This window comes from Rubrivirga halophila (genome assembly GCF_046845755.1).
Taxonomy (GTDB): Bacteria; Bacteroidota; Rhodothermia; order Rhodothermales; family Rubricoccaceae; genus Rubrivirga.
Map to the genome: position 1 here is coordinate 1,296,794 of NZ_CP177357.1, position 12,751 is coordinate 1,309,544.

Genomic DNA, 12,751 nt, shown 5'->3' on the forward strand with positions numbered 1-12,751 from the left:
TCGACATGCTCAAAGAGACGCTCGCCCGGGACCTTAAGGACGCCATGCGCCAGAAGGACAAGGTCCGACTCGGCGCGATCCGGATGCTCCAGTCCGCGATCACCACGAAGGAGAAGGAGACGGGGGAGCCCATCGACGGCGACGCGGCGACGGCGATCGTCGCCAAGCAGGTCAAGCAGCGCCGCGACTCGATCCAGCAGTTCACCGAGGCGGGCCGCGACGACCTCGCCGAGCGCGAGGCGGCCGAGCTGGGCTACATCGAAGCCTACCTCCCGGCGCAGGCAACCGACGAGGACATCCACGCCGTCGTGCTCGCGATCGTCACGCGGACGGGCGCGACGACGATGAAGGACATGGGCAGGGTGATGGGCGAGGCGATGTTGGAGCTCAAGGGCGTCGCCGACGGGGGCCGCGTCCAGGCCGTCGTCCGCCAGCTCTTGGGCGCGTGAACGGGCTCGACGCCGCGCTCGGGCTCGTGCTGGCGTTCGGGATCTGGCGGGGGCTCCGGACCGGCGCGCTTCTCCAGATCGTCAACTCCGTCGGCTGGGTGGCCGGGTTCATCGTCGCCACGGCGCTGATGGGGCCGGTCGGCCGGCTCGTCGCCTTCAGCCTGGGCGTCAGCGACCGGACCGCGCCCGTCCTCGGGTTCGTCGTCACGTTCGGCGCCGTGCTTCTTGGCCTCACCATTGTCGCGACGGTCTTCCGCAAGACGCTGGAGGCGATCAAGCTGGGCGTGCTCGACACGGCCGCTGGCGGCGCGTTCGGTGCGTTCCGCGCGGCGTTCGGGCTGAGCGTCTTCCTGTTGGCGACGTCGTTCTCGCCGTTCCAGGGCGGCGACCCGCTGTTCGTCGACGCCGAGACGCGCGAGTCGTCGGTGCTCTACGACCCCGTCGAGTCGCTGGCGCCCGAGGTGTGGGGCGCCATCCGCGCGGCGACGCCGGGCTTGCAGGCAGCCCTTGTCGACAAGTTTCACACCTGGCAGGAGGGCCGCCCCGAGGCGGTCACCGGCGAGGCCCCGCTGGAGTAGCGGTCAAATCTCGAACCGGACGACCACCTGAGACCGCAAGCCGGTCGGCTGGCCGTCGACGACGGGCGGGACGAAGCGCATCTCGCGGACGACCTCCTCGGCGAGCCCGTCGAGCCCGCCGCCAATCGGCGTCGGGACGGCGGTGCGGATGACCCGGCCGGTCGGGTCGGTCTGGAACAGGACCAGCACGTCGCCCTCAATGCGGCCGATCGTGGCCCAGCGCGGATACTCGGCCTCGTCGAGGCGGCGGCGGATCACGTCGGGGTTCGCGAGCCGGCCAAAGTCGAAGCCGGGCAGGAAGGCGACACCAGTGCCAGTCGCGGGCGCGGCCGGGGTCTGAGCGGTGGGGGCCGGCGACCGGTTGGCGCGCAGGTCGGCGAGCTCGGCCGCGAGGCGGTCGCGCTCGTCGGCCAGCGCTTCCCGCTCGGCGTTCGCCGCCGCGAGCCGGTCGAGCAGGGCCGCTCGGTCGGCGGTAGCAGCGGAGCCGAGGGAGCCGGCGGATTCCAGGGCGCGGCGCTCGGCCTCAAGCGCGGCCCGGTCGGCAGCCAGCAAGGCGCGGTCGCGCGCGAGCGCGGCCCGGAGCGCGTCGAGGTCGCCGCTCGGAGGGGCCGCCGGGCCGCCGGCCTGCGCAAGTTGTTCGCGGAGGGCGTCGACGGCCGCGGCGCTGGCGTCGCGCGCGAGGAGGGCGTCGTCGCGCTGGGCGTAGGCGGCGTCCCGGTCGGCGTTCGCCCGGTCGCGGGCGGTGATGGCGCGGTCGCGGTCGGCGACGGTCTGGGCGAGATCCCGCTGGGCCTGCGCGAGCTGGGCCTGCACCGGGCCGAGCCGCCCCGTGCGGTCGGCCTGCTCCGCGGACAACGCCGCGCGCGCACCGTCAGCGGCCACCAGGTCGCGGCGCAGACGGTCGACCTCGGCGCGCAGGCGAGCGGCGTCCTCAGCGGCGCGTCGCGATGAGGCGGTGCGGGCGTCGGCGGTCTCGGCCCGCTCGCGCAGGGAGGCGAACGCGGTCGCGAGCCGGTCGCGCTCGACGTTCGCCCGGTCGAGCGCGGCCGCGAGCTGGCGGCGCTCGGCCTGGAGCCGCCCGACCTCGGCGCCCAGTCGGTCGCGGTCGGACACGAGCGCTGCCAGCCGCTCGGAGGGGCCGGATTGCGACCGGGCTTCGGCGCGCTGGCGGTCGCGGAGGGCGGCGTCGCGTTCGGCGCGCAGGCGGTCCCGCTCGCGCGCCATCCGCTGGCGGTCGGCGACGAGCCGGTCGAGCTCGACCCGCAAGCGCGCGGCTTCGGGATCGAGCTGTGCGCCGCGGGGAGCAGCGGGACGGGCGACGCCCGATCGGGGGCCGGCGGCCGGGGTCCGCACCGAGGGTGAACGCTCGGCGCTCCGCAAGCCGCGGCCGTCGACGCCGTCGGCGACCGCGAGCCGGGCGGGCCCGGGGGCGACGCGACGGCGGTCGTGTCGGACGTAGGCGGTGACCGGCCCCCGGGCGTCTAGGATCGGCTCGCGCGAGACGAGCCGGACGCTCCGGCCGTTCGCGGCGAGGTACAGCCCGCGCCCGTCGAACTGGCCGCCCCGACGGGCCCCGGCGAACGGGCGGTCGGAGACGAGGTAGGTCCCGTCGCCGGGCACGGCGATCGTGAGCACCCCGAATGGGGTCTGGACGATCGGGCCGCCAATGGTCGCGACGCGGTCGCCGTCCACCGACAGGGTGGGAGCCACGACGCGGAGCGCCTGCGCCCGGGCGTCGACGGCGAGAAGAAGGACGGCGAAGAAGAAGAGAGTCCGCATGGAGAGAGGGGGGCTGGCCCGGACAAGAGAGCGCTGAACCTCGGCGGAGGCCTGGGGCTCTGGGGGGCCGACACGTAACGCCCGCGTGACCAATCCGGTCCTTGGTCGGCCGTGTCTCAGCGCCGGGCGTGGCCGTCTCGACTCCGGACTACGCGCCGCGGTCGCGGTCGCTGTAGAACCGCTTGAGCCGGGCCGGAGCCACGCCCACGTTCCAGCCGGCCCACAACGCCATATTCCGCAGTTGCTGGCGGAGCGCTCCGTGCCTCCGGTACCGCCGGGCGGACGTGACCACCTCGGCGTCGAGGAACACGAACCGGCCGTGCTGGCGGACGGCGCGGACGGCGTCGAGGTCCTCGAAGAGGGGCTGCTCCGGAAAGCCGCCAACGGCCTCGAAGACTTCGCGACGGACGAAGAGCGCGCGGTCGCCAAAGGCGAACCGGTGCCACCGCATCCACAGCCGGGCCTCCCACAGCCGCATGACCGCGCGGCCGACCGGCCCGAAGTCGCCCCGCTCTTTGACGTCGAACGCCGTCCGGAAGCACCCGGCGACGGCGAGCGGGTCCGCCAGCGCCGCGCGTACGGCGTCGAAGGCGTTGTCGGGGAGCCGGGTGTCGGCGTGGAGAAACACGAGCACGTCGCCGCTCGCGTGCTCGGCGCCCGCGTTCATCTGCCGCGCTCGCCCGCGGTCCGAGTCGACGACGTGCGCCTCGGCAAGCGCTGTCCGGGCGAGGTCCGCCGTCCCATCGGTCGATCCACCGTCCGCCACGATGGCCTGCCACGGGCCGGTCTGCCGCTCGACGCTCGCGAGCGTCGCGCCGATGGCGGCGGCCTCGTCGAGGGCCGGGATGACGACCGAGATGCGGCTCGGGCGCCGGGCGGGATGGGTCACGGTCGGGTGCGGAGGGACGCGCGGGCGCGCTACCAGAACATCAGCTTCATGCAGAAGACGGAGCCGCCTGACTTGAGGAACTCGCTGGTGTCGAGCTCGACGACCTCGTAGCCCGCCGCGCGGAGGAGGCCGTTTGTCTCGTCGCAGCCCTGCTGAATGAGCACGTGCTGGCCGTCCGGCGAGTGCGCGTTGCAGGCGAACCGCTCACGCGCGTCGGCCTCGGGCGCCTCGATGGTGCGCGGGAAGTGCGCCTTGATCGCCGCGCGGCCCTCCTCGGTAAAGGCGCCCGGGAAGTACAGCGCGGTCTGCTCGTCGAGCGGGCACAAGCAGGTGTCGAGGTGGTAAAAGTCCGGGTCCGTCAGTTCGAGGGGGATGACGGGGAAGCCCAGGTTGTCGGTGAGCCGCTCGTAGACGCTCCGGTCGGTGCGGTAGCCGAAGCCGCCCCACAGGAGGTAGCGGCCGGGGTGCCAGAGCGCGTCACCCATGCCCTCGAAGTCGCCGGGGAGGTCGGGGTCGAGGCCGGTCGTCTCGTAGCCCTCGCCCTGGAAAAAGCGCTCGTAGTGGGCCACCTCCGGCTTGCGCTGGGGGGCGTGCATCCGGCTCAGGATGACGCCGCGCTCGCCGCCCGGCGTCCGGTAGGGGAGCGTCTGGTTGGCGCAGAACACCTGATCCGGCAGCCCCGCAGCACCGGCCAGCTCGACCACCTCAATGCCCAGCCGATCGTAGGCGTCGCGCAAGGCCTCCCACTGCTGGCGCGCCCGCGCGGCGTCGACGTCACCGACGTTGCCGGCCATGTGGGGGTTGATGACATACTCCACGCGGAAGTGGTCGGGCGTGGTCATCAGGACCCGGCCGGGGAGCGGGATCGCGGGCAAGGTGTCGACGGAGAGCGTGTCCGGGGTCATGGGCGTCGGAGGTGTGCCCGAAGGTAGCTCGCGGGCATCACGGGCAAACGCACCGCGCCCCCGCTGGCCGGGCCGGCGGGGGCGCGATGAGACGGTCTGGCAGGGGCGCTAGCGGGGCGAGGCCGCCAGGAAGTCGGGCGTCAGAAAGCCAGAGATGGCGACCCCGTCGGCCTCGGCGTCGACGTCGACGTCGTCGAGCACGTCGAGGGCCTCGGGCTGATCCTTGAGGCCGATGCGGGCAGCCGAGATCCCGCCGCGGACCACGTCCGCCACGTCGTCGGTGCTGGCCTCGGGCTTGGTGGCCAGGAAAGCGCGGACGGGGATGCCGCCCTGGTCGAACGACATTGAGACCACGAAGCCGTCGGCGGCGCGGGCAGCCATCGCCGAGGGCGGCGCGTCGGCAGGGATCTGCATGGTGTCGCCGAACCCGCGCGCCACGAACCACGCGCCGTCAGGGTAGGCGACGCGGTCGAACAGGGCCTGGAGCTCGGCGTCCGGCGTGAAGGTCGTGGCGCCGACGCGCGTGAGCATCTGGCGCAGCGTGGCCTCGTCGCCGGCGATCACCATCTGGTCGTTGATGAGCGCAAAGCCGCCGCGGCTTCCGTCGTCACTCGTGGTGAGGTACACGGGGAGGCCGTCCACGTCGGAGACCTCGAAGTCGACGTCCTCTTGGTCGGCGACGAACTGCTCGATGCGGGCCCGGTCGAACCGGCCGTACGCGACGAACGCGCCGCCCTCGGAGCCCTCGCGGCCGGCGACGTAGACGCGGTCGAGGTCCTGCGTCGGGTCGAAGCCGGTCAGGCGGACGAACTCGTCGAAGTCGGCCGACCCGCGGCCGGTGACCATGCCGAGGCCGGAGTCGCCGAGCGCGGCCTCCAGCGCCGAGCTCTCGCGCGCAGCGGCCAGGTTCGTCATGCCGTAGACGTCGGCGTCGGAGGGCAGGATCGCGAGCGCGTCGGTCGTCTGCGCCGACGAGCCGATGCCGGGGGCGCCGAGCGACTCGCTGCAGCCGACCGCCAGCAGGGCGAGGCCGGCGACGAGCAGGGAGCCGAGGACCGCGGTGAGCGCGAGGCGCGGGGCGCGGCGGAGTGGGTCGACCATCATGGCAGTCAGAAGTCTTTGCGGGAGAAGAGGGCAAACGCGGCTCCGTAGAGGACGGCGCCGAACGCCAGCGACGAGAGGAGCGGGTAGAGGGAGCCTACGGGGTCGCCCGTGGCGAGTTGCGGGACCATCGTGGTCCCGACGCTGCCGAACTTGGGCAAGAGGTGGTACCCGCCCGCGACGAATGGGCGAACCGTGCGGGACACCTGCTCCTGCAGGGTCGGGATGGCCAGAATCAGGCTCACGAAGACGACCCCGAGCGTGACGACAAACGAGAGCGGCCCGCTCCCGCTCCACACGCCGACGAGGGTCACGACGCTGTACACGACGGCGAACATTGCGAACACGACGCCGATCGCCAGCAGGAACCGCGGGTTCCAGATCCCGGACTTGATGGACATCACCAGCCAGACGGCGCCGAACAGGTACGTTGCGAGGGCAAGCATGACGGCGAAGATGGCCCCCAGCCGGGCCGCCAGGACCTGCCACCGCGCGAGCGGCTTCGTCAGCAGCACGTCGACCTGCCCTCGCTCGGTGAGCGCGGCGACCAGGCCGCCCGTGGCGAACAGGGCCAGGATGATCCCGATCCAGTACGCGGCGCCCGCGACGAAGGCTTGCGCCCCGAAGACGACGCTTTCGAGCAGCGTGTCGCCAAAGGGGAGCTCCTGGGTCACCGGGTTGCCCTCGTCGTCGAGGATCGGCTCGCCGTCCCGGTCCAGGATGGGCTCGCCAATCTCGGCTTGCGAGTCTTCGTCGACGGTCTCCTGGCCGAACAGGCGGGCGCCCGCGAGCGACCCGTCGACCACGTCGAGCTGGAGGGCGAACGCGAGCGACACCCAGACGAGCGTGGCGACGACGAACAGGCCGACGACGACCTTGCGGGCGCGGAGCTCGCGGAGCGTCAGGAGAAAGAGTCCGAGCATGGGTCAGGCGGTGGCGTCGGCGGGCGTCGTGACGACGTCGATAAAGAGGTCCTCGAGCGACTGCCGCGCGGGCTCGACGGCCTCGACCTCGACGCCGTCGGCGCGCAGGCGGTCGAGCATGGCGTTGAGGGCGGTCCGGTCGGGCGCCGTCGCGAGAAAGCGGACGAGCCCGTCGGGGCGCTCGACGGCGTCGCCGACCAGGGCGTCCGCGAGCGCGGCGGCGGTCTCGGCGGAAAGGTCCGTCGTCGTGACGTGCCACGCGCGGCCCTGGCGCGTCAGGTCGTCGACGGTCCCGTCGCGGACCAGCTCGCCGTCCTTGAGGATGGCGACGCGCGTGCAGACGCGCTCGACCTCGCTGAGCAGGTGGGAGTTCAGAAAGACCGTGACGCCGTCGTCGCGCAGCGTCTCGATCAGCGTTCGGATCTCGCGGCGGCCGACGGGGTCGACGCCGTCCGTCGGTTCGTCGAGGATGACGAGTCGGGGATCGTTCATCAGCGCCTGCGCGATGCCGAGCCGTTGGAGCATCCCTTTGGAATACGTCCCCACGGGCCGGTCGGCGGCGCCGGAGAGGCGGACGAGCGCGAGCAACTCGTCGGACCGGCGGCGACGGTCGTGGGCCTCGACGCCCGACATCCGTGCGAACAAGTCGAGGGCGTCGGTGCCGGACAAGAACGGCGGGAAGCGGTGGCCCTCGGGGAGGTAGCCGACCGGGCGGCGGGCGTCGGCATCCAAGACCGATTCGCCAAACAGCGTCGCAGACCCGGCGGTCGGGTGCGCCAGCCCCAGGAGCAGCTTGACGAGCGTCGTTTTGCCCGCGCCGTTCGGCCCGAGCAGCCCGAACGTCTCGCCCGCCTCGACGGTCAGCGACAGCGGCTTGAGCGCTTGGACGGGCCGGCGCCCCCCGTACGTTTTCGAGAGGGCGGCGGTCTGGATCGCGGGGTCGGGCATGCGGGCGGCTACGGACGGTCGGCGGGCAGGTTACGGCCCGACGCCGTGCCACGCCGTTGCGCGCGACGCGGCCGTGGCGGGCTCAGTCGCCTCCCAGCGCGTCCGCCGCGTCGCTCGCAGAGCCGCCGTCGAGCGGCTTGACGTAGACGGTCCGGCGGGGGAACGGGATCTCGATGCCGCGCTCGTCGAAGCGCGCCTTGATCCGCTGGCGGAGCGCGCGCTCCGCCGGGAACTGCTCGCCGGGGCGGACCTGCACGATGATGCGGGCCGTGACCGCCGAGTCGCCGAGCGCCAGGATCGCCTGGACCTGGGGCGCCTCCTCGACCATGACGGCCTGGGCCTCCTCGGTCGCGGCCCACTCCGCCGCGACCTCCTCGAGCACGCCGAGCGCCACGCTCGCGTCCTGCTCGTAGCTCAGGCCGACCTCGACGATCGCGCGGGCGTAGCCGACCGACTTGTTGCCGAACGTCCGGAGCTCGCCGGCGGGCACCATCAGCAGTTCGCCGTCGAACTTGCGGACCTTGATGAGGCGCAGGCCGACGTATTCGACCGTCCCGGTGTCCGTCCCGATCCGGATGAGGTCGCCGTTGCCGAGCGTGTCGTCGAACAAGAGGAAAAAGCCCGAGATCACGTCCTTGACGAGCGTCTGCGCGCCGAAGCCGATCGCGAGGCCTGCGATGCCGGCGCCCGCCAGCAGGGCCCGGATGTCGAACCCGATGATGGCGAGGACGGTGACGATGGTGATCGCCCAGACCACGTAGCGGGCCACAGAGCCGAGCAGGTCGGCCGTCGTGAGGACCCGCTGGCGGCGCTTGTCGGTGGCGGGGTCGTCGATAACGGAGGCGACCCACCGGGTCTTGAGGCGGGACAGCACCCAGATGACGAACAGCGCCAGCCCGATGGCGACGGCCACTTCGAGCACGGTCTGCCCGATGCCGAGCCAGAAGTCTGGGGTGGCGATGGCCTCGCTGGCCGCGCGCACGTCGTCGACCGTCAGGCCGGGGCGGACGGTGTCGGCCGCGGCCGTCGCGGCGGTGTCGGGGGCGGAGGGGCGGGGGACGATCTGCATGTCAGGAGTCGGGCGGGGCGGACGGGCGGGGCAGGCGGACGTGCCGGGCCATCGCGAGAAAGCGGAGCGCCGACGTGGTCACGGCGCACGCGGCGAACTGGAGGCCGACGCCGACGCCGAGCGCGTCGAGGGCCACCAGGACGGCGCAGCCGAGGACGGCGGCCGTCGCGTAGAACCCCTTGTAGAGCACCGCGGGTTGCTCGTTCACGAGGATGTCACGGATGACGCCGCCCCCGACGGCCGTCAGCGCGCCCATCACGACAACGCCGACGGGGCCCAGCCCGTGCGCAGCGCCCTTGAGCGCGCCGATGGCCGCGAACAGCCCCAGCCCGAGCGCGTCGGCGATCATCACCCGGTTCCACCGCGCCGCGATCGGCCGGGCGGCCACGATGACGGCGACGGCGCCCGCCAGGCACACGAACAGGTAGCGCTCGTCGCGGAACGAGGCCGGCGGCGTGTCGCCCAGGAGCACGTCGCGGATGAGCCCGCCGCCGACGCCCGTCAGCACCGCGAGGACGGCGACGCCGAGCCAGTCGAGGCCGGAGCGGACGGCCTTGAAGGCGCCCGACAGCGCGAACACGAACGTGCCCACCAAGTCGAGCGCCGTCAGCACGTGGGCGGGTGGACCATTGCGAGGTCAGGCTCGCGTGAGGTCACGGGTGCGGCGTCGCGAGGAGCGTGAGGAGTGCGGGGCCCAGCCCCGGACGACGATCGGGACGCGGCGACGGCGGAGCCTGGCCCACGAGAGCCGATCTGGGTGGTGGTCCACACGCCCTAGGCCAGCGCGGACAAGCCGGGCAGCGTCTGGCCCTCCATGAACTCCAACATCGCGCCGCCGCCGGTCGAGACGTGGGTGACGGCGTCGGCCAGCCCGGCCTGGACGACGGCCGCGACCGAGTCGCCGCCGCCGACGACCGTTAGCGCCTCGCGCTCGGCCGTGGCGTCGGCGAGCGCCTGGGCGACCGCGAGCGTCCCTTGGGCGAACGGCGTTAGCTCGAACACGCCCATCGGGCCGTTCCAGATCACCGTCTTCGCGCCGCCGATGATCTGCGCGTACTGCTCGCGCGTCTGCGGCCCGATGTCCAGGCCCATGAGCCCCTCGGGGATCTCGTCGGCGACGATCCGGGTCTCGGCGTCGGCCGCGAACCGGTCCGCGGCGACGTGGTCGGACGGCAGCTTGATGGTGTCGCGGAACCGCTCGAACAGGCGGAACGCGTCGTCAACGCGGTCGTCCTCGACGAGCGAGGCGCCCGTCTGGTGGCCGAGCCCGGCCATGAACGTGTACGCCATCGCCCCGCCGATCAGGAGCGCGTCGACCTTGGGCGCCAGCGCCTCGATGACGCCGATCTTGTCGGACACCTTGGCGCCGCCGAGCACGGCCACGAACGGCCGCTCCGGGTCGTCGAGCGCCTTCGTCAGAAACGTGATCTCCCTCTCAAGGAGCCGTCCGGCGGCGTGGGGGAGGAGGGCCGCGACGCCGGCCGTCGAGGCGTGGGCGCGGTGGACCGACCCGAAGGCGTCCGACACGAACACGTCGCCGAGCGCCGCCAACTGGCGGGCCGTCTCCGGGTCATTCAGGGTTTCTCCGGCCAGGAACCGCGTGTTCTCCAGCAGCACGACGGCGCCGTCCGGGGCGCCCGCCACGCACGCCTGCGCGGCCTCGCCGACCGTCGACTCGCAAAACACGACGGGCGCGTCGAGCAGCGTCCCGAGGTGGTCGGCGACGGGGCGGAGCGAGAACGTGGGGTCCGGCGCGCCCTTGGGGCGGCCGAGGTGCGACAGCAGGACCGGCGTCGCGCCGGCGTCGAGCAACGCCTGGATCGTCGGGAGCGCCGCGCGGACGCGCGTGTCGTCGGTGATCGTCGCGCCGTCCATCGGCACGTTGAAGTCGACCCGGACGAGCGCGCGCGTTGCCGAGAGGTCGAGGTCGGAGAGGGTGTTCATCGGGGAGGGAGGCGGGATGAGCAGGGAGGAAAGAGGGATGCGGACGTGCGTTCCCGCATCCCTCCATGGCCCGTGCCTCTATCCCTCCATCAGCTTCTGGACGAGGTCGACGGTGCGGCTGGAGTAGCCCCACTCGTTGTCGTACCAGCCAACGACCTTGACCATCGTGCCGGCGGCCATCGTCGAGGGCGCGTCGAAGACGCACGAGTGCGGGTTGCCGACGATGTCGATCGAGACGATCGGGTCGGTCGAGTACTCCAGGATCCCGGCCATCGGGCCATTCGCGGCGGCCTCGAAGGCGGCGTTGACCTGGTCGACGGTGACCTCCTGCTTGAGGATGGCCGTGAAGTCGGTGAGCGAGCCGTCCGGGGTCGGGACGCGGACGGCGAACCCGTCGAGCCGACCCTTGAGCTCGGGGAGCACGAGCCCGACGGCCTTGGCGGCGCCGGTCGTGGTCGGGATCATCGAGAGCGCGGCGGCACGCGCGCGGCGCAAGTCCGAGTGCGGCGCGTCCTGGATCCGCTGGTCCGATGTGTAGGCGTGGATCGTCGTCATGAAGCCCTTTTCCAGCCCGAACGCGTCGTCGAGCACCTTGGCCATCGGGGCCAGGCAGTTCGTGGTGCAGCTCGCGTTCGAGACGACCTCCTCGTCGCCCGTCAGCGTGTCGTCGTTGACGCCGAGCACGATCGTCGCGTCGACGGCGCCCGAGGCCGGAGCCGAGATGACGACCTTCTTGGCGCCGGCGCCGAGGTGGAGGGCCGCCTTCTCGCGCGTCCGGAAGATCCCGGTCGACTCGACGACGACGTCGACGCCGAGCTCGCTCCAGGGCAAGGCGGAGGGGTCGCGCTCGGAGAACACCTTGAAGCGGTCGCCGCCGATCACGAGTTCGTCGCCCTCCGCCTTGACCTCGCCGGGGTACTTGCCGTGGACCGAGTCGTACTTGAACAGGTGCGCCAGCGTGGCCGCGTCCGTGAGGTCGTTGACGCCGACCACGTCAAAGTCGGAGCCGCCGCGCTCGAGGATGGAACGGAAGACGAGGCGGCCGATCCGGCCGAACCCGTTGATGCCAATCTTGATAGCCATTGCGAGAGGGGGGAGGGGAGAGGGAGTGCCCGGGTCGAGGGTACTCGTGCCGAAGCGCTTCCGCGCCAGCGGGCCGGGTGAAAAGGGGTGCAAGAGCGGCGGGCCGTGCGAGGTTTCGCCCGGCTCTTCATGGCGCCCCCGCCGTGCGCTCGGCTAGCTTGGCGGCTTCGCCCGTGACCTCACCCCCGCAGATGGCCCAGATCAACCCGCCCCGGACGCTCACGCAGTCGCAGTCGCGTCACCACGAGCTCCGCGAGGACGCCCTCGCCACCGGGGCCTCCCGCGGCACCGAGTTCTACGACGATCACAAGACGACGATCATTGCCGTCGTCGTCGGCGTCTTCGTGCTCGCGCTCGCCATCATCGGCTGGCGCACGTGGCAGGCCAACAAGTCGGCCGAGGGCCAGCGGCTGTTGGGCGCGATCCTGACCGAGTACGAGGCGGGCAACTACCAGGTGGCCCTCGACGGCACCGAGTCGGCCCCCGGGCTCCTGCAGATCGCCGACGAGTATGGCTCGACGGCGACCGGCGAGCAGGCCACGTTCTTCGCCGCCGACGCGCTCTACCAGACCGGCGACCTCGACCGCGCCCTCGCCATGTTCGAGGATTACGACGGCGACGGCTTGCTGGCCGCCAGCGCGCTCGCCGGCCAGGCCGCCATCTACGAGGACCGCGGCGACCACGCCCGCGCCGCCGCGCTCTACCTCGACGCCGCCGACGAGTTCGACTCGCCGGCTTCGACGCCGGGCTACCTGCTCGACGCCGCCCGCGCCTTCGCCGCCGCCGGCGAGACCGACGACGCCACCGACGCGCTCGACCGCATCGTCGACGACTGGGACACGACGCCCGAGTACCGGACGGCGCTCGTGGAGCTCGGCCAGGTCCAGGCCGCCGCGTCGGCTGTCGGCGAGGCGACCGGCGACGTGACCGCCGCGCCCATCGACACCACCTCGGCCCCGAGGACCGGGACCAACCTCCAGGACCTCATCGACTCGGGCCAGCTCAACGTGGACGGCAACGTCCAGATCAACAGCAACGGGCAGGTCGTCGACCAGTAGCCTTCGCCGACGGCCGTTCTGACGC

13 protein-coding genes are annotated in these 12,751 nt (G+C 72.6%); 3 read left to right on the forward strand and 10 right to left on the reverse strand.

All coding sequences use genetic code 11. The features are described from left to right. Window positions 1-5: 5 nt before the first annotated feature. Window positions 6-449: a GatB/YqeY domain-containing protein gene (locus ACLIRP_RS05570; RefSeq protein ID WP_412062973.1), complete on the forward strand. Its 444-nt coding sequence runs from the start codon at window positions 6-8 to the stop codon at window positions 447-449. Further along, on the forward strand, window positions 446-1,027 hold the full coding sequence (locus ACLIRP_RS05575; RefSeq protein ID WP_412062974.1) for a CvpA family protein: 582 nt from the start codon (window positions 446-448) through the stop codon (window positions 1,025-1,027). The genes ACLIRP_RS05570 and ACLIRP_RS05575 overlap by 4 nt, the downstream gene beginning before the upstream one ends. A 3-nt stretch (window positions 1,028-1,030) precedes the next feature. On the opposite strand, the gene ACLIRP_RS05580 is transcribed toward ACLIRP_RS05575, so the two are convergent. The 10 genes from ACLIRP_RS05580 to gap all read right to left on the reverse strand — a co-directional run bounded on the left by ACLIRP_RS05580 (window position 1,031) and on the right by gap (window position 11,668). Further along, window positions 1,031-2,806, reverse strand: a complete 1,776-nt coding sequence (locus ACLIRP_RS05580; protein ID WP_412062975.1) for a TonB family protein — start codon at window positions 2,804-2,806, stop codon at window positions 1,031-1,033. Window positions 2,807-2,954: 148 nt separating this feature from the next. Continuing rightward, entirely contained in the window at window positions 2,955-3,695 is a 741-nt protein-coding gene (locus tag ACLIRP_RS05585; RefSeq protein WP_412062976.1) for a TIGR04283 family arsenosugar biosynthesis glycosyltransferase, read from the reverse strand. Window positions 3,696-3,724: 29 nt separating this feature from the next. Next, complete coding sequence (locus ACLIRP_RS05590) at window positions 3,725-4,600, reverse strand: dimethylarginine dimethylaminohydrolase family protein (RefSeq protein WP_412062977.1); 876 nt, start codon at window positions 4,598-4,600, stop codon at window positions 3,725-3,727. Window positions 4,601-4,708: 108 nt separating this feature from the next. Next, entirely contained in the window at window positions 4,709-5,704 is a 996-nt protein-coding gene (locus tag ACLIRP_RS05595; RefSeq protein ID WP_412062978.1) for a hypothetical protein, read from the reverse strand. Window positions 5,705-5,709: 5 nt separating this feature from the next. Continuing rightward, on the reverse strand, window positions 5,710-6,624 hold the full coding sequence (locus tag ACLIRP_RS05600) for an ABC transporter permease (protein ID WP_412062979.1): 915 nt from the start codon (window positions 6,622-6,624) through the stop codon (window positions 5,710-5,712). Window positions 6,625-6,627: 3 nt separating this feature from the next. Continuing rightward, window positions 6,628-7,572 carry an ATP-binding cassette domain-containing protein gene (locus ACLIRP_RS05605; RefSeq protein ID WP_412062980.1) on the reverse strand — a complete coding sequence of 315 codons (945 nt, stop codon included), beginning with the start codon at window positions 7,570-7,572 and terminating at the stop codon, window positions 6,628-6,630. Between the two features lie 82 nt (window positions 7,573-7,654). After that, complete coding sequence (locus ACLIRP_RS05610; RefSeq protein WP_412062981.1) at window positions 7,655-8,641, reverse strand: mechanosensitive ion channel family protein; 987 nt, start codon at window positions 8,639-8,641, stop codon at window positions 7,655-7,657. Window position 8,642: 1 nt separating this feature from the next. Next, window positions 8,643-9,254, reverse strand: a complete 612-nt coding sequence (locus ACLIRP_RS05615) for a trimeric intracellular cation channel family protein (RefSeq protein ID WP_412062982.1) — start codon at window positions 9,252-9,254, stop codon at window positions 8,643-8,645. Window positions 9,255-9,415: 161 nt separating this feature from the next. Then, a complete protein-coding gene (locus tag ACLIRP_RS05620) occupies window positions 9,416-10,585 on the reverse strand; it encodes a phosphoglycerate kinase (RefSeq protein WP_412062983.1) in 1,170 nt (389 codons plus the stop codon). Between the two features lie 78 nt (window positions 10,586-10,663). Then, complete coding sequence (gap, locus tag ACLIRP_RS05625; RefSeq protein ID WP_412062984.1) at window positions 10,664-11,668, reverse strand: type I glyceraldehyde-3-phosphate dehydrogenase; 1,005 nt, start codon at window positions 11,666-11,668, stop codon at window positions 10,664-10,666. Between the two features lie 173 nt (window positions 11,669-11,841). Between gap and ACLIRP_RS05630 the strand changes: the two genes are divergently transcribed. Continuing rightward, window positions 11,842-12,726 carry a tetratricopeptide repeat protein gene (locus tag ACLIRP_RS05630; RefSeq protein WP_412062985.1) on the forward strand — a complete coding sequence of 295 codons (885 nt, stop codon included), beginning with the start codon at window positions 11,842-11,844 and terminating at the stop codon, window positions 12,724-12,726. Window positions 12,727-12,751 lie beyond the last annotated feature (25 nt).

Bases quoted from the DNA above. Each gene is read 5' to 3' on its own strand.
- ACLIRP_RS05570 (WP_412062973.1), top strand. From the start codon at position 6: ATGCTCAAAGAGACGCTCGCCCGGGACCTTAAGGACGCCATGCGCCAG.
- ACLIRP_RS05580 (WP_412062975.1), bottom strand. From the start codon at position 2,806: ATGCGGACTCTCTTCTTCTTCGCCGTCCTTCTTCTCGCCGTCGACGCC.
- ACLIRP_RS05590 (WP_412062977.1), bottom strand. From the start codon at position 4,600: ATGACCCCGGACACGCTCTCCGTCGACACCTTGCCCGCGATCCCGCTC.
- ACLIRP_RS05610 (WP_412062981.1), bottom strand. From the start codon at position 8,641: ATGCAGATCGTCCCCCGCCCCTCCGCCCCCGACACCGCCGCGACGGCC.
- ACLIRP_RS05600 (WP_412062979.1), bottom strand. From the start codon at position 6,624: ATGCTCGGACTCTTTCTCCTGACGCTCCGCGAGCTCCGCGCCCGCAAG.
- ACLIRP_RS05620 (WP_412062983.1), bottom strand. From the start codon at position 10,585: ATGAACACCCTCTCCGACCTCGACCTCTCGGCAACGCGCGCGCTCGTC.
- gap (WP_412062984.1), bottom strand. From the start codon at position 11,668: ATGGCTATCAAGATTGGCATCAACGGGTTCGGCCGGATCGGCCGCCTC.
- ACLIRP_RS05605 (WP_412062980.1), bottom strand. From the start codon at position 7,572: ATGCCCGACCCCGCGATCCAGACCGCCGCCCTCTCGAAAACGTACGGG.
- ACLIRP_RS05595 (WP_412062978.1), bottom strand. From the start codon at position 5,704: ATGATGGTCGACCCACTCCGCCGCGCCCCGCGCCTCGCGCTCACCGCG.